Source organism: Polyangiaceae bacterium (assembly GCA_015075635.1).
GTDB lineage: Bacteria > Myxococcota_A > Polyangia > Polyangiales > Polyangiaceae > JADJKB01.
In genome coordinates, this window is sequence record JABTUA010000002.1 from 2,235,996 (window position 1) to 2,250,819 (window position 14,824).

Annotated in this window: 16 protein-coding genes; 11 read left to right on the forward strand and 5 right to left on the reverse strand. The window is 71.3% G+C overall.

Annotated elements, in window-relative coordinates:
• Positions 1–10: 10 nt before the first annotated feature.
• From HS104_26210 to HS104_26225, 4 genes are read right to left on the reverse strand one after another with little or no spacing between them, the layout of a single operon-like run.
• Complete coding sequence (locus HS104_26210) at positions 11–511, reverse strand: purine-binding chemotaxis protein CheW (protein ID MBE7483459.1); 501 nt, start codon at positions 509–511, stop codon at positions 11–13.
• Positions 504–2,612: a chemotaxis protein CheA gene (locus tag HS104_26215; protein ID MBE7483460.1), complete on the reverse strand. Its 2,109-nt coding sequence runs from the start codon at positions 2,610–2,612 to the stop codon at positions 504–506. Before HS104_26215 ends, HS104_26210 begins: the two co-directional genes overlap by 8 nt.
• The gene (locus tag HS104_26220; GenBank protein ID MBE7483461.1) at positions 2,605–3,009 is read right to left on the reverse strand and encodes a response regulator; all 405 of its coding nucleotides are present in this window, start codon (positions 3,007–3,009) and stop codon (positions 2,605–2,607) included. The genes HS104_26215 and HS104_26220 overlap by 8 nt, the downstream gene beginning before the upstream one ends.
• Complete coding sequence (locus tag HS104_26225; GenBank protein ID MBE7483462.1) at positions 3,009–3,902, reverse strand: alpha/beta fold hydrolase; 894 nt, start codon at positions 3,900–3,902, stop codon at positions 3,009–3,011. The genes HS104_26220 and HS104_26225 overlap by 1 nt, the downstream gene beginning before the upstream one ends.
• Positions 3,903–4,014: 112 nt before the next feature.
• Between HS104_26225 and HS104_26230 the strand changes: the two genes are divergently transcribed.
• The 6 genes from HS104_26230 to HS104_26255 all read left to right on the forward strand — a co-directional run bounded on the left by HS104_26230 (position 4,015) and on the right by HS104_26255 (position 8,688).
• Positions 4,015–5,106, forward strand: a complete 1,092-nt coding sequence (locus HS104_26230; GenBank protein MBE7483463.1) for a hypothetical protein — start codon at positions 4,015–4,017, stop codon at positions 5,104–5,106.
• A complete protein-coding gene (locus HS104_26235) occupies positions 5,103–5,408 on the forward strand; it encodes a hypothetical protein (protein MBE7483464.1) in 306 nt (101 codons plus the stop codon). Before HS104_26230 ends, HS104_26235 begins: the two co-directional genes overlap by 4 nt.
• Positions 5,409–5,483: 75 nt before the next feature.
• Positions 5,484–6,332: a hypothetical protein gene (locus HS104_26240; protein ID MBE7483465.1), complete on the forward strand. Its 849-nt coding sequence runs from the start codon at positions 5,484–5,486 to the stop codon at positions 6,330–6,332.
• Between the two features lie 2 nt (positions 6,333–6,334).
• Complete coding sequence (locus HS104_26245; protein ID MBE7483466.1) at positions 6,335–6,904, forward strand: ATP-binding protein; 570 nt, start codon at positions 6,335–6,337, stop codon at positions 6,902–6,904.
• Between the two features lie 3 nt (positions 6,905–6,907).
• Entirely contained in the window at positions 6,908–8,086 is a 1,179-nt protein-coding gene (gene dusB, locus HS104_26250; GenBank protein ID MBE7483467.1) for a tRNA dihydrouridine synthase DusB, read from the forward strand.
• A gap of 83 nt (positions 8,087–8,169) precedes the next feature.
• Complete coding sequence (locus HS104_26255) at positions 8,170–8,688, forward strand: hypothetical protein (protein MBE7483468.1); 519 nt, start codon at positions 8,170–8,172, stop codon at positions 8,686–8,688.
• A 22-nt stretch (positions 8,689–8,710) separates the two neighbouring features.
• Here the strand turns inward: HS104_26255 and HS104_26260 are convergent, their stop codons facing one another.
• Positions 8,711–9,067 (reverse strand): RNA-binding S4 domain-containing protein, encoded by a 357-nt coding sequence (locus HS104_26260; protein MBE7483469.1) that lies wholly within the window; start codon positions 9,065–9,067, stop codon positions 8,711–8,713.
• Positions 9,068–9,159: 92 nt separating this feature from the next.
• Between HS104_26260 and HS104_26265 the strand changes: the two genes are divergently transcribed.
• The 5 genes from HS104_26265 to HS104_26285 all read left to right on the forward strand — a co-directional run bounded on the left by HS104_26265 (position 9,160) and on the right by HS104_26285 (position 14,824).
• Positions 9,160–9,591: a response regulator gene (locus HS104_26265; protein ID MBE7483470.1), complete on the forward strand. Its 432-nt coding sequence runs from the start codon at positions 9,160–9,162 to the stop codon at positions 9,589–9,591.
• A gap of 49 nt (positions 9,592–9,640) precedes the next feature.
• Complete coding sequence (locus HS104_26270; GenBank protein ID MBE7483471.1) at positions 9,641–11,407, forward strand: amidohydrolase family protein; 1,767 nt, start codon at positions 9,641–9,643, stop codon at positions 11,405–11,407.
• A complete protein-coding gene (locus tag HS104_26275; GenBank protein MBE7483472.1) occupies positions 11,404–12,621 on the forward strand; it encodes a protein kinase in 1,218 nt (405 codons plus the stop codon). Before HS104_26270 ends, HS104_26275 begins: the two co-directional genes overlap by 4 nt.
• Positions 12,622–12,633: 12 nt before the next feature.
• Positions 12,634–14,025: an MATE family efflux transporter gene (locus tag HS104_26280; protein MBE7483473.1), complete on the forward strand. Its 1,392-nt coding sequence runs from the start codon at positions 12,634–12,636 to the stop codon at positions 14,023–14,025.
• A 79-nt stretch (positions 14,026–14,104) separates the two neighbouring features.
• On the forward strand, positions 14,105–14,824 hold the full coding sequence (locus HS104_26285; GenBank protein MBE7483474.1) for a hypothetical protein: 720 nt from the start codon (positions 14,105–14,107) through the stop codon (positions 14,822–14,824).

A 14,824-nucleotide genomic window follows, 5' to 3' on the forward strand; every position in this document is an offset into this window, starting at 1 on the left:
GCTCCAGCCATCAGCTGCCCTCCGGCAAGTGACCCACGATCCGTCCCAGGTCGAGCAGGATGATCACGTCGTCCCCGGGCTTCGGCCGCCCGATGCCGAGCACGTGCTCGGCGACGTCGTCACCGAGCACGCTCCCCGACAGCTCGAGCTCGGCCTCCGACAGCCGCACCACTTGTCTCACTTCGTCGACCAGAACGCCGAACACTTCGTCCGAGGGGCCCGTGGTCAGAAGAATGCGCGTTCGGCGCGTCGAGACCGCTTGCCCCAGCCCCAGGCGGCGCCTGAGGTCGACCACCGTGACGAGGAGGCCGCGCACGCTGCACACGCCGAGCACCGAGCTCGGCGCGCGCGGCACGAAGGTCACCGGCGGCGGGCTCAAGATCTCGCGGATGGCCGTCAGCTCGACGCCGTATTGCTCGCCCCCCAGGGCGAGCGCCAGGAACTCGCGCACCGGCCCGGCGTGCGCGCGGCGCTGCAGGCCTCGCCCGCCAGCCTTGACCAGATCAGCCACGGACGGCTACCTCCGAGACGCCGGCCTCGCCGGTCGACAGCACCTCCTCGATCAGCGACGCGGAATCGAGCACCAGCCCGACCCGCTGATCGCCGAGCTCCGTCGCCCCGGCCAAGCCGCGCACGTCCGCGAGCGAAGGGCCGAGCGGCTTGATCACGATGTCCTCCTGCCCGAGCACGGCGTCCACCACGAGCCCCAGCCGCCGCGGACCGAGGGCGGTCACCACCACGAAGCGACGAGCGCTGTCCTCGTCGGGAGGCGGCAGGTCCAGGTGCTCTGCCAGGCGACAGATCGGCAGCGTCGCGCCGCGCAGAGAGATGACCTCGCGCCCGTCCACCCTGCGGACGCCTCGTCTCTCGAAGACTATGGCTTCGGAGACGCTGCTCACCGCGATCGCGAACACCTGCCCGGCCACGCGCACCAGGAGCGCGCTCACGATGGCCAGCGTGATGGGCAGCGTGATGGTCATCTTCGTGCCGATGCCGCGCTCGCTGTGCACGTCGATGACGCCGCCGATCTTGCCCAGGTTGGTCTTCACCACGTCCATGCCGACGCCCCGCCCGCTCAGGTCCCCCGCGCGCTCTCGCGTGCTGACGCCCGGGGTGAAGATCAGCCCCAGGAGCTCCTGTCGAGACAGCTCGCCGGCGTCCGCGCGGCTGATGCGCCCGAACGCGACCGCCTTCTCCAGCAGGGCTTCTTCGTCGATGCCTCCGCCGTCGTCCTCGATCTCGATCATGACGTGGTTGCCCTTCTGATAGGCGTTCAGCGCGATCGTGCCCGCGGCGGGCTTGCCGACCTTCTCGCGCTCCTCGGCTTGCTCTATGCCGTGATCGATGGCGTTGCGGATCATGTGCATCAGCGGGTCGCTGAGCTCCTCCACGATCAGCTTGTCGATCTCGGTTTCGGCGCCGGTGATGACCAGGCGAATCTCCTTGCCCACGTCCCTGCTGATTTGACGCACGACGCGCGCGAGGCGATCGAACACCTGCCCGAGCGGCACCATGCGGACCTCGAGGATGGCGTCGCGCAGCTCGCCCAGGCGGCGGTCGAAGCTGCGGTGCAGCCGCATGATCTCGCTCGCGAGCTGGCGCTGGCCGTCGGAGCGTGCGCGGTCCGACAGGCGTGAGAGCACGCCGCGCACGATGCTGAGCTCGCCCACGATGTTCATCAGGTGGTCGAGCTTCTTGATGTCCACGCGCACGGTCTGGGTGACCGCCTTGAGCGAAGCGGCCGGCTCGAGCGGCGGGTGGTCCTCCTCAGGCGAGGGCTCGACCGCCGGACCCCGCGGCGCCAGCGAGACCAGGGTCCCGCCCAGGGCCGGCGGCGGCACCGTTCCGGCCGCCAATGACGGCCTGCGGCGCCGCGGCACCTCCTCGATCACCACGTTGTCGGCGCCCAGCGTGCCGATCAGCGTGGCCAGGTCGTCCCGAGACGCCATCAGCAGATCGAGCTCGATGGTTTCGGGGCTCGGTGACTCGCCAGTGGGGAGGTAGGTGATGATCTCGCCGTGACGCTTCGCGCGCTCCTTGATCTCCTCGAGCGCCCGGTCGATGGTGCTGAGGTCGAACTGCACGCGCAGCCGGTAAAGCCCGAGCCCGTGCTCGATGTTGGTGCGCAGGCGGTGCTCCTCGTATTCGGTCAGCACCGCGAGCAATCCGGGGTCGAGCTCGTACTCCACCACGAGGTTCGCCTGAGCCGCGCTGCCGGACCCGAGCAAGTCGAGGCGGGCGCACAGCTCGTCCACGGCGCCGAGCGGCGCGTCGAGGCCGCTCTTCTCGACCGCGAGGATCTGGGCGTAGACGTCCACGGCGGCGAACAGAGTGTCGAGGACCTGAGCGCTGAGCTGCATGCGGCCGAGGCGCAGCGCGTCGAGCACGTCTTCGAGCCGGTGCGACAGCATCCCCATCCTGGACGCGCCGAACAACCCGGCCAGGCCCTTCAAGGTGTGGACCGCGCGAAACGCCTCGTTCACCAGCGCAGGGTCGTCGCCGCCCACCTTCAGCGTCGCGTCCAGTGAGAGCAGGTTTCTGGAGAAGGTCTCGACGATCTCCTGGGCTTCGGTGAAGAACTCCTCGCGCGCGCGATCCCCGGCGTCAGCCATGACCGCTCTCGCCCTCCGCCCGGCTCAAGTGACGCAACGCCTCGTCTCGGAGCTGCTCGGGGCTGAACGGCTTGGCGAGGTATCCGACCGCCCCGAGCGCGAGCCCACGCTCGCGGTCGCGCTCCGAGGTCTGCGTCGACATGAGCAGCACCGGCGTGGAGCGGTGACGTTCGCTCGAGCGGATGAAGCTGAGTAGCTCCAGGCCGTTGATGTCGGGCATGTTGACGTCGGTAATCACCAGGTTCCACGGACCGCGCGGTAGGAGCCTCAGGGCCTCGAACCCGCTCTCTGCCTCCACCACCTCGAGCGGCACGTCTCCGGCCTCGACGTTCGCGAGCGCGCCGCGCACGAAGGCGCGGGTCGCGCCGGAGTCTTCGACCAACAGCACGCGCGCCATCAGCCTGGGCCCCCCGGCTTCTTCGGCTGTCCGCCCGGCGCGGGCTTCTTCGGCTCCTTGCCCGGCGCCACGTACAGGGAGCGCCGCTCCCGCGGCTCCTCGGCGAACACGCCCAAGAGCCAGCTCTCGAGGTCGGCCCAGAGCTCTGGGTGCTCCTCGGCCAAGAACTGCGCAGAGTGTCGGGAGCCGTCGTAGCGCTTCACGGTGCCGCTCATCGCCATCTTCTCGAGGGCTTCCAGTGCGGGTTTGCTGACGGTGTCGTCCTTGGCCCCCGCGAGGAACGTCGGCAGGTTCCGCACCTCCGCGTACGGCCGGTAGAGCGGGTGACCGCTGATGCTCTCCCCCGGAGACACCAGGCCGAGCGCGGTCACCTTGGCCGCCCCGAACGCGACCTGGCTGACCAGCGCCGCGCCGATGGAGGTCCCGACCAGGACGATCGCCCGAGGCGCGGTCGCCTCCGTGACGTGAGCGATGGCAGCTTCGACGTCCTTGACCAGATCCTTGTTGTCCCCGAGCTTGGCCTTCGGCGGCGCCTTCGACCCGCCGTGGCCGCGCAGGTCGAAGCTCAAGATGCTGAAGCGTTTCGGGGCGATCACCATGCGCTGGACCAGCGGCGCGAGCTCGGCGCGATCCCCGCTCAACCGGTGGATCAGGATCAGCGCCGGCGCATTGGGCTCCGGCGAGACGAACAGCTCCCCGGCCAGGGCCGCGCCGTCGCTGGAGGCAAAGGTCGCAGGCTTGCCCGGGGTGGGGACGATCATGATCGAGGGCACGTCACTGCCCGCCGGCGCGGGCGGAGGCGCCGACGCGGCAGGGCCCGGCTTGGGCTGGGGCGAGTCGCACCCGAGCGCCAGAGCCAGCGCGAGCAGAGCGACGGCCGAAGACCGCTTCATGACGCGGCATCGTAGCAGCTCGGGGTCGCGCTAGGAGCCTCGCCGGGCGGCCTCGGGGCCGGCCGCGCGGGCGGGGCTTTGAAAGGCGCCCCCATGGGCTATCCTGGGCGCCATGGCCACCTCGCCGGGTTTGTCGCCAGCCGAGAGCGCGGAGGAGGAGCCGGCTGCCGCCCGAGAAGGGCCGGAGGTCGAGACTCGGGGTCCGACTAGCCACGAGCAGACGGTGGAGGCCGCGCTCGCTGCGAGCACGCGCGCAGAAGCGACCCTGGGTGCGCTCTACCGAGCCATCCAACAGGTCACGCAGGGCGTGAGCGGCGCTCGCGAGGCCAACGACCAGCTGGCGTCGGAGCTGCACCGCGTCCGCGAGATGCTGGCCGCGAGCAACGAGCAGCGCCTCGTCTTCATGAACCAGGTCTCGCTGCTGGAGCAGCAGCTGGCGGACGCGCGGAGCGACCGCGAGTTCTTGATCCAGGAGCAGGATCGTTTCCTGGCCGGCTTGCTGGAGGAACACGAAGCGGCGGTGGAGCGGCTGGTCCGGGATCGGGAGGAGGCCTTCGCTCGCATCGAGAAGCTGATGCGACAGACGCAGGAGACCGCGCCGCCGTCCGGCGGCGTGCGACGCACGAGCCCGGGCCTGGGCGACGCGACTCCAATCATGCCCAGCGTCCGCCCCGTCGTGGTGACCGAGATGGACCGCAACGTCGAGAAGCTCTTGGCAGAGCGGGACCGCTCGCGCGAGGTGCTGCGCCGCCTCCAACAGCAGCGCGACGCGGCGCAGCAAGCGCTGGCCGACGTCACGAAGGAGCGCGACCGCTACCTGTCCGAGCTCAGCCGGGTCGCCCCGGGCCGAATCGCGCCTCCGCGCCCGCTGGTGTCGCCGCAAGACGCGCGCCGCACTCAGCCCGCCGTGCCGCACCTGGCGGTGCGCTCCACCGACCCGGTGCCGCCGGCCGAGGAGGGTACGGGCGAGAACATCGGCGAGCGCATGACGGCGCCGCCCGGCGAGGAGCTGCAGAACGCCATCGCCATGTCCCGCCCGTCGCCCCCCGCGGGGATCCCCGCGCAGTCGGTCCCCACGCCGCCGCAGAAGCCGCCGCTCAAGCGCAAGCCGGATCCGGCGATGCAGCCCCTCGGAGGCTACTCTCTACGAGGCGACGACGAGAGCGCAGAGGAGAGCGTGAAGGGACCGGCCGGACGCCGATGAGCTCGGATGAAGAGAGCGACGCCGGCGGCGAGCGCAAGACGACGACGCTGGCCGAGCGCCCGGGCGAGCCGCCAGTGGTCGCGCGGATGATCGTCGAGATCCGTTCCGACGGCTCCCGCACCATCGCTCGCGGGGCCATCGAAGAGGTGACGAGCGGTGAGCGCGTGGCCATCGAGGCTCACGGGTCCACGCCGCTCGCGCTCGCGCGCTCCCTCGCCAAGAGCATGTTCAGCGCGCCTGCGCTGGCCCGCCAAGCCGTCAAGGCGTTGCTCGCGTCCAAGAAGAGCGGCATTCGCGGCTGAGCCTTCGGGCTCGCGGCGGCGATGCGGTTGACGCACGGCGGTGTTTCTTCGATCCTGGCCCCCCTGTCCGGCCCGATGGCCAACGCAAAACCCCTTTCGCTCGATTTCAAGAGCTGCGACGAGCTGGACCCCGAGCTCATCGAACGGGCGTTTGCGCCGGGCACGAGCTCGCCTCGGGAGCAGGTGCTGAAGCTCTTGGACAAGATGGCGCGCGTCGCCAAGCCGGGGCGCGGCGCGCACAGGATCCTGGAGGTCCTCGCGCGCCTCTCGCACGGCGCCTGGGTGGAGGGAGCCCTGGACATCGTCCTCCGGGACTTCGGGCTGGCGACCGAGATCGACATCCGGGTGGACGTGGGCAAGCACTTCGAACGGCTTCGGACCATCTCGGTGGCCGTCCCGCTGGCGGAGCTGGCGGACTGGGCGACCGCGAACCCCGAAGCGCTGGCGCCACTGGTCGTGTTCGACACCCGGCGCGACGACGAGCTGCGCCTGCGCAAGGCCCAGGGCCGCGTCACGCATGTGCCGCTGTCGGCGGTGCCGCACTCGCGGCCGCCCGCCACCCCCAGCGTACCCGCGATGGTGGCGCCCGTTCCGGCCTCCGAGTCCCCGGTGAGCTCCGCCCGGCGCCCGATCGCTGCCGCCTCGCGGCGCAAGAGCGTTCCGCCCCGGCCGGCGGCATCGACCGACTCGAAGCGCAGCGCGGAGCTGCACGCGAGGAGGACGCTTCCCGACGTGGAGCAGCAAGCCCCGGACGTCCACCGCCGCAACACGCCACGCGTGCTGAAGGTGGACCTGCCCGAGGAGGCGTACCGCTCGAAGCCGGGACCGCCCGAGCGCAAGTCCACCGCCCGCATCCCGGCGGTGCGCCCGCCGCAGGCCCCCGCCGCGAGCGACCCGGATCCGACCGACGAAGGCTGGGAGTGAGGGTGACCGAGACGCAGAAGCTCAAGGTCGCGTTCGTCGGTAGCCACGGCGTGGGCAAGACCACGCTGTGTTACGGCCTGGCCGCGCGGCTCAAGGCCCGGGATGTCGTGCTCGAGGTGATCCACGAGGTCGCTCGCCGCTGTCCCCTGCCCATCAACGAGGAAACCGGCGTGGCCAGCGAGTCCTGGATCCTGCACAGCCAGATCGCGGAGGAAGTGGTGGCCGCCCAGCGCTATCCCGTCGTGATCTGCGACCGCAGCGCGCTCGACAACTACGTGTACCTCCTGCTCGCGGCGGGGCCCCAGGAGGGCCTCGAGCTCCTGGTGAGCTACTGGATGAAGACCTACGACCTCCTGGTTCAGGTCCCCGTGGTGGACGAGCCGAGCGCCGACGGCTTCCGCACCACCGACCCAGAGTTCCAGCGCAAGGTGGACGATCGCCTGACCCGCGAGCTCGCCGAGCGCGGCCTCGAGGCGACCCGGCTCGACCCCGAGCACCGAGCCGAGTGGCTGGATCAGGCCGAAGAGCTGGTGTGGAACCGCGTTCGTCCGCGCCAGCTGTCGCTCTTGTGATCGATGGATCCCGTCTACCGAAGTGAGATCAACCGCGACGTCCCGCCGGCGCGCCCGGGCGAGATCGCGGAGCTCCGCATCGGTCAGCTCCGGGTGTGGCCGCCGGTGGTGCTCGCGCCCATGGCCGGCGTCACCAACTACCCGTTTCGCGCGCTGTGCCGTCGCTTCGGGGCGGGGCTCTACGTGAGCGAGATGATCACCGCCCGCCCGCTGGTCGAGGGCCGCGACAAGACGCTCAAGCTCGCGGACTTCGGCCCGGACGAGAGCCCTCGCAGCCTGCAGCTCTACGGCGTGGACCCCTATTACGTGGGCGAAGCGGTGAAGCGCCTGGTGGGCGAAGGGCGGGTCGATCACATCGACATGAACTTCGGCTGTCCGGTGCGCAAGGTCACTCGCAAAGGAGGCGGCGCGGCCATCCCAGTGAAGCCGAACCTGCTCAGGGGCATCGTGAAGGCGGCGGTGGACTCGGCCGGGGAGGTCCCGGTCACGATCAAGTTCCGCATGGGCGTCCACGACGGTCTGCTCACCTACCTCGACGCGGGTCGCATCGGCGAGGAGACGGGCTGCGCGGCGGTGGGGCTCCACGCCCGCACGGCGGCTCAGCTCTACGACGGACAGGCGCGCTGGGAGGCCATCGCCGAGCTCAAGCAGCACGTCAAGATCCCCGTGCTCGGCAACGGCGACATCTGGGAGGCCGAGGACGCACTGCGCATGATGCGGACCACCGGCTGCGACGGCGTCATCGTCGGCCGCGGCTGCCTGGGCCGACCCTGGCTGTTCCGCGATCTCGTGGCGGTCTTCGACGGTCGCGAGCCGGACAATCCGCCCAACCTCGGCGAGGTCGTCGACGTCATGCTGGAGCACGCCCGGCTGCTCGCGGACTGGATCGGCGAGCGCGCGGCCATGCGGGCCTTTCGCCGGCACACGACCTGGTACACCAAGGGCTTCCGCGGCAGCGCCGAGCTGCGCGAACGGATGATGCACATCCAGAGCTATGCGGATCTCGCGGCCATCGTCGGGACGGTGGATCGCTCGCAGCCGTTCCCGCCCTCCGCGATGCGCGTGCCGCGCGGCAAGGCGTCGGGCACGCAGGACGTCAGCCTACCCGAGGGCTACCTGGACGACCGGCTCGACGCGACGCCGCCCTCGGCCGATGCCGAGGACGCCTTCAGCGGCGGCTGAGAAAGGCCCGCAATTTCGGCCGAGTCCCTCCGGGCCTGGTGCGCGCGTCCGCCGCCCCGTAGACTGCCGCCGAGGGTTCCGTCGTGCGCGCGCTGAAGCTCCTGACCTCCTTCGTGACGTGGCGCTGGACGCCGTGCGTCGCGCTGATCGCGTCGTCACTCCTGTACGTGCTGATCGTGGTGCTGGTGACCCCGAAGACGCTGTCGTTCGGCGGAAGCCCCAAGAGCGTCAACGTGATCGAAGGACCGGCGCCGGCGAACGCGCTGGCCACGGGTGCCGATCGGGCCGGCTCGACGCCGCGCCGGCCGGCGGCGGCTCCGCCGCCCACCACCCCGGTGCTCGCGCCGGTCCCGGTCGCGCCGCCGCCGAGCCCGCCCGAGGAGCCCCGGCGCGTCGAGCCACCGCCCGCCCCTGCCGCTCCGCCGCCTGCAGCACCGACCCACGAGTCCGCCGAGGACGAAGAGGAAGGGGCCGCGGCTCCGCCGCCGCCAGCGCCGAACCCGAACGCGCGCTTCATGGCGACCCCGCTGCGCTTCATCCCTCAGCTGGCGGCCTCGGCCGGCGCGGCAGCAGCGGCGCCACCCTCCGCTGAAGATCACTGACCCTCACTGCCCGAGTCGAGACTCAGCCGTCCCGGAAGCGCTCCAGCGCGCGGCGCTCGGCCTTCGTGGGGCGCCCAGCACCGCGATCGCGGACCGCCACGCGCTCCTCCCGCGGCGGGGGCGGCGGCGAGTGGTCAACGTACAGCGCCCGCGCGGCGGGTGGGGAGAGACGCTTGTCGGCCAGGGCCAACACCTCGAGCACGACCTCGCCACGGGGGGCCAGCGCGCCGATCCGATCGCCGACCCGGACCGGGTGACTCGCCCGCGCCGACGCCCCGTTCACCCGCACGTGACCGCCCGCGCAAGCGTCCGTGGCCTGAGTGCGCGACTTGAAGACGCGCGCCGCGCAGAGCCAGCGGTCGATACGAACGGCGTCCACGTCGGGTGATGTTAGCGCATTTCGACGAGTTTCCACCCTGCCCCGCGGCGGGAATGGGCGTGCGCTGCTCGGTGTTACTGCGTACCTGAGCCGTGGAGAGCGCCTTGCCCGAATCCGTCCCGTTCCACGTCCTACTGGCGGAAGACGACCGCGAGCTCCGCGAGCTCTTGTCGAGCGTATTGCGCCGGGAGGGCTTCGCCGTGACCGCGCTCGAAGACGGAGCGAAGCTCCTCGACTACTGCGCCGACCACCTGGGCTCGGACGGGAGCATCCGCGGCGTGGATCTGCTCGTCACCGACGTGCGCATGCCCGGCTTCAGCGGGTTGGACGTGCTGACCGCGCTCCGGCGAGTCTCCGTCCGCTGTCCCGTGGTGTTGGTGACCGCCTTCGGCGACGAAGCCCTGCACCAGTTCGCGCGACAGCTCGGCGTGGTCGCGGTGCTCGACAAACCGTTCGACGTGAACGAGCTCACGTATTTCGCCTCGGTCCAGCGGACCCTGAGCGGGGGCGCCCCCGAGAGCTGAGGCCGTTTGGAGGGGCGCAGGGGGGGATAAATGCTCTAACGTCCGTCGTATGACCTTCGACCTCGTGGTGCGCGGCGGAACCGTCGTCGACGGCAGCGGGAGTGCAGCCTACTCGGCGGACATCGGCATTCGTGCCGGCCGCATCGCCGAGATCGGGCGTATCGGCGGCAACGCTCGGCGCGTCATCGACGCGTCCGGTGCGCTGGTGACGCCCGGCTTCACCGACATTCACTGCCACTACGACGGCCAGATCTCCTGGGACGAAGAGCTCTCCCCGTCGAGCCTGCACGGCGTGACCACCGTGGTCCTCGGCAACTGCGGCGTCGGCTTCGCGCCGGTGCGGGAGCGTGACCGCGCCCGGCTGATCGCGCTGATGGAGGGCGTGGAGGACATCCCCGGCAGCGCGCTCTCGGAGGGCATCAACTGGGAGTGGGAGAGCTTCCCGGAGTACATGCGGGCCCTCGACGCACGCCCCCACGCCATCGACTTCGGTCTGCAGATCCCCCACGACGCCCTCAGGGTCTACGTGATGGGCGATCGGGCAATCGCCGGTGAAGCGGCGAACGAAGACGAGATCGCCTCGATGCGCGAGCTCGTGAAGCAGGCCCTCGACGCCGGCGCCATCGGCTTCTCCACGGGGCGTTCGGACAACCACCGCGCAGCCGACGGCGGCGCGACACCCGCCTCGGAGGCGGAGGCTCGGGAGCTCGCCGGCATCGCTCGGGCTTTCGCCGGGCGCGAGAGCGGCGTCCTACAGGCCGTCTCGGATTTCGACATGAACGTGGGCGACGAGCGCTTCGACGCCGAGTTCGACGTGCTCGAACGCATGGCCGAGGCCGCCGGCGGGCGCCCGACATCGGTCTCGCTGATGCAGCGCGATCAAGCACCGAACCAGTGGCGCCGCATCCTGGAGCGCGTGGAGCGCGCGCACGCGCGCGGCGTGCCGATGCGGGTGCAGGCGGGCGCGCGGGGTATCGGCGTGCTGCTCGGGTTCGAGGCCACTTTCCATCCCTTCATGGGTTTCCCTTCCTACAAGCGCATCGCGCACCTGCCCCTCGGCGAGCGAGTGCGACAGCTCGCCGATCCGGCCGTGCGCGCGCGACTCTTGACCGAGAAGCACGAGCCCGTCGCGGGGGACGGCAGCCCGATCCCCCCGCTGGCCGACAAGCTCTTGGAAATGATGGACGTGGTCGCCATGCGCCTCTTTCGCCTGGGCTCGCGGCCCAACTACGAGCCTGCTGTCGGCGAGTCCATCGCCGCGGAGGCCTTCGCCCGCAACGTGTCCACCCTCGAGGCAGTGTACGACGCATTGCTCGAAGACGACGGCAAGGCGCTGCTCTACTTCCCCATCTACAACTACACGGAGATGAGTTTGGACAACGTTCGCAGCATGCTCACGCACCCGCTGGCGTTGCCGGGGCTCAGCGACGGCGGCGCGCACGTCGGCACGGTCTGCGACGCCAGCTTCTCCACGTTCCTCTTGACGCACTGGGCGCGCGATCGCCAAAGTGACCGGTTACCCCTGGAGCGAGTCGTGCAGATGCTCGGGCGCGACACCGCGCGCTACGTGGGGCTCTCGGACCGCGGCGAAATCGCTCTTGGCCAGCGCGCCGACCTCAACGTCATCGACTTCGACCGGCTCGGCCTGGCGCGACCGGAGATGGTGTTCGACCTCCCCGCGGGCGGGCGCCGCTTGGTGCAACGAGCCGAGGGTTACCTCGCCACGTTGGTCGCGGGCGAGATCGTGCTCGAAGCCGATCGCCTGACCGGCGCCCGTCCGGGCAAGCTGGCAACGCCGAAGGGGAGCCGAGCGTGAGCCCGGAAGCGCGAACCGAGGTGATCGGAGGCCGCTACTTGCTCAAGAGCCTGCGCGCGAGCGGTGGCGGAGCGGACGTGTTCGCCGCCACTCATCGCCTCACCAAACGGGAGGTCGCCGTCAAGGTCCCCCATCCGAACAACCCCAAGGGCGCCGCGCGGATGGCCCGCGAGCTCGAGGCCCTCTCGCGGGTGCGCGCCCCCGGAGTGATCGAGTTGCTCGACGCCGGCGAGCACGCCGCCGGGCACTACCTGGTGCTCGAGCTGCTCGAGGGGCGCACCCTCGCAGGTCTGCTCATCGCTCGAGGCAAGCTGGGAGCCGACGAGGTCACCAAGATCGGTGCGGCCGTGGCCGATGCCCTGGAGCTCTGCCACGAGAGCGGCGTCGTCCACCGCGACGTCAGGCCCGGGACGCTGTTCGTGTCGCGCCAGCCGGGCCGAGAGATCACGCTCCTCGACTTCGGCGTCGCCAAGGTCGACGGCGTCGAGGACGCCATCGCCAGCATCGCGCCGGTCGGCTCCGAGGACTACGCGGCACCCGAGCTGCTCCTGACGCCCGAGGCCGCCGATCACCAGGCGGACTTGTTCGGGCTCGGAGCGACGCTCTACGAGTGTCTCACCGGCGGCATACCCCACGGGCCGGACGCCGAAACGCCCCGGGCTCCCCTCCGCGAGCTGCGCCCCGATCTACCGGACGCCTTGGTCGCCGCGGTCGAGCGGGCCACGCACCGCGACCCGGCAGAGCGCTTCGCCAGTGCGCGCGAGCTCGGCGACGCGCTGCGCGCTTCCACGCGAATGCCGATGGACAGCGTGCGCGTGCTCGGACAGCCGCGCCCCTCGATCCCGGTCTCGGCCACGGCGCCTTCGCTCGCCGACCCCGGTGGCGTGCCGGCGACCCGCCGCAAGCACACACGCGCGCCTTACAGCACGCTGGCGAGGCTCACCAGCTCGAGCGGCGAGCGTGTGGACGGGCGCCTGGAGGAGATGTCGGAGGGTGGGCTGCAGTTCCTGGGCGAGCGGCCGATCACCGTCGGCGAGGTGATGCGCATCCGCTTCGCGCTGCCGGCGACCGGGCGGATCGCGGAGACCCCGGCGGTGTCTCGCTGGACGCGCGCCGGCCGGGGCGGACACGCCACGGGCTTCGAGTTCACCGAGCTCGCCGAGGACGCGCGCGCGGAGATCCAGCAGTACGTGCGCATCATGTGCGGCGAGTGAGCAGCGCCGCCGATGCGCGCCGCACCGGAGCAGAGCTCCACGTTCGAGGTGGCGAGGGAGCTGTTCCGGCTCGCCTGGCCCGCCGTCATGGTGGGCTTCCTGCAGACCGCGGTCTTCCTCGCCGACCGCCTGCTGCTCGGCCGCTTCAGCCAGGATGCACTGGCCAGCATGCAGGTGCAGGGGCCGGTCCTGTGGTCGCTGTTCAGCGTGTTCGGCGGAGTGCTCGTGGGCACGGTCCCCCTGGTCGCTCGCTCGGTGGGCGCGGGCGATCGAGCGCGGGCCGAAGGCGCCGCCCACGCTTCGCTGCGCGTTGCCTTCGTGGTCGGCGTGCTGGTCACCCTCGCGTGCCTCGCTCTCGTCGAGCCCATCGTCGTGGGGCTGGGGCCGAAGAACGACGTCGTGCGGGAGCTCTCGCGCCGCTACCTGGTGGTGGCGATCTTCGCCTTTCCACCGATGTTCGTCGCCTGGACCGCAGCTCTGGTGCTGAACGCCGCCGGCAACACCCGCACGCCGTTCGTGGTGGGCTTGCTCACGAACGGCGTGAACGTCGTCGCCAACGTCGTCCTGATCTTCGGCGCCGATCTGGGGCCACTCGGCCGAGTCCCAGCCTTGGGGGTCACCGGCTCCGCCATCGGCTCGGTGTTGGCGTTCACGCTGGAGGCGTCGCTCCTCAGCTGGGTCCTGTCGCGAGCGAGCTCGCCGGTGCGCGTCGTCCGGCCGTGGCGCTCGGGGGGCGCGACCGAGCGCGCGGCGCGCCGTGATCTGTTTCGGCTCGGGGGACCGGCGGTGCTCGAGCGCATCGCGATCCACGCCGGCTACCTCGCCTACACGAGCGTCGTGACCCGGCTCGGCCCGCTGGTCATGGCCAGCAACCAGGCTTTGATCACCCTGGAGTCGATCTGCTTCCTCAGCGCGGACGGCTTCGGAGTCGCAGCGTCGGCGCTGGTCGGCCAGGCGCTGGGCCGCGGTGCGAAGGGGAGCGCGACCCGCGCGGGCTGGCTCGGCTCTGCGCTCTGTGCGGCGGCGCTCAGCAGCCTGGGCCTGGGCATCTGGGCTGCCGGCCCGGTGCTGCTCGGGGCGTTCGTTCCGACCGGGCAAGACGGCAGCGCGCTGGTCGCCACGAGCCAGAGCGCGTTGCCCCTGCTCGCACTGTCTCAGCCTTTCATGGCGGCGGCGGTGGTGCTCTCGGCGTCGCTCCGCGGCGCCGGGGACACGATGTCGCCGCTCTACTCGGCGGTGGTCGGCGGAGCCCTCGTGCGCGTGGGGCTGGCCGTCTGGCTCGGCCTGGAGCTCGAGCTCGGAGTGCGGGCGCTCTGGCTGGCGAGCGCCGCCGACTGGGTCACGCGCACGCTCTGGCTCGCCGCCGCCTTCGCGCGGGGGCGCTGGCAGGAGCGCCGAGTCTGAGCGCAGCGATGTTGGCCCGACAGCAGCTGGACACGCCACAATTTCGCCGCGCCGGCTCCACCGGCCAAGGAGGCTCCCCGTGGTCGTTTCCCCGACGAAGAAGACATCGCGCCCGCAACGTCCGCCCCCGCTCTGGTTCGTGACGAACGGTGAGGTCACGGTGGGCCCGGTGCGGACCGACCTGCTCCAGCGCGGCGTCTTCCACCGGCGTATCCCCGAAGACTGCCTGGTGCGCGAGCTCACCTGGCGCACCTGGCGCCGCCTCGACGAGATCCGCGAGGTCCGGGCAGTCCAGCGAACGGGCACCGATGCGCTCAGGGTCCGCCCGGTCCCCAGCCAGAGCCACGGCCACCTGATCGAGCGCTTCTCGCTGGCCCGGGACGCCGCCGAGGTGCTCTCGCTCGCGCTGCACGAGTGCTTCGCCGCGACCAGCGCGAGCTTCGGCCTAGTGCACCGGGCTTTCCACCACGACCAGCGCGCCATCACGACCTGCGTCCGCGGCGTGGGCATGACGGGGCTCTTGGGGGCCCCGCTCCCGGAAGACCCGGCGGTGCGCCTGGCACGACTGGGCGGCCTGTTCGTCGGCCCGCCCAGCGCGGGGGAAGCTGAGCGCGCGGTCGCGAGCCGGCTGGGTGCTCCGCCGGACCTCGGGGGCGTAGCCATGGTCCCGATCAGCGTCGGGCGCGACCTCATGGCCATCATCGAGCTCGGTCGGGTCGGGCACGCCTTCCGTGCCAGCGACGTGTCGACGCTCGAGCGCATCGCCTCCGCCGCGGCGCTCGTGGTCTACGGTTTCTGA

Excerpts from the sequence above, each read along its gene's own strand:
- HS104_26235 (MBE7483464.1), top strand. The coding sequence starts at position 5,103 with ATGAGCTCGGATGAAGAGAGCGACGCCGGCGGCGAGCGCAAGACGACG.
- HS104_26230 (MBE7483463.1), top strand. The coding sequence starts at position 4,015 with ATGGCCACCTCGCCGGGTTTGTCGCCAGCCGAGAGCGCGGAGGAGGAG.
- HS104_26220 (MBE7483461.1), bottom strand. The coding sequence starts at position 3,009 with ATGGCGCGCGTGCTGTTGGTCGAAGACTCCGGCGCGACCCGCGCCTTC.
- HS104_26215 (MBE7483460.1), bottom strand. The coding sequence starts at position 2,612 with ATGGCTGACGCCGGGGATCGCGCGCGCGAGGAGTTCTTCACCGAAGCC.
- HS104_26225 (MBE7483462.1), bottom strand. The coding sequence starts at position 3,902 with ATGAAGCGGTCTTCGGCCGTCGCTCTGCTCGCGCTGGCTCTGGCGCTC.
- HS104_26270 (MBE7483471.1), top strand. The coding sequence starts at position 9,641 with ATGACCTTCGACCTCGTGGTGCGCGGCGGAACCGTCGTCGACGGCAGC.
- HS104_26240 (MBE7483465.1), top strand. The coding sequence starts at position 5,484 with ATGGCCAACGCAAAACCCCTTTCGCTCGATTTCAAGAGCTGCGACGAG.
- HS104_26280 (MBE7483473.1), top strand. The coding sequence starts at position 12,634 with ATGCGCGCCGCACCGGAGCAGAGCTCCACGTTCGAGGTGGCGAGGGAG.
- dusB (MBE7483467.1), top strand. The coding sequence starts at position 6,908 with ATGGATCCCGTCTACCGAAGTGAGATCAACCGCGACGTCCCGCCGGCG.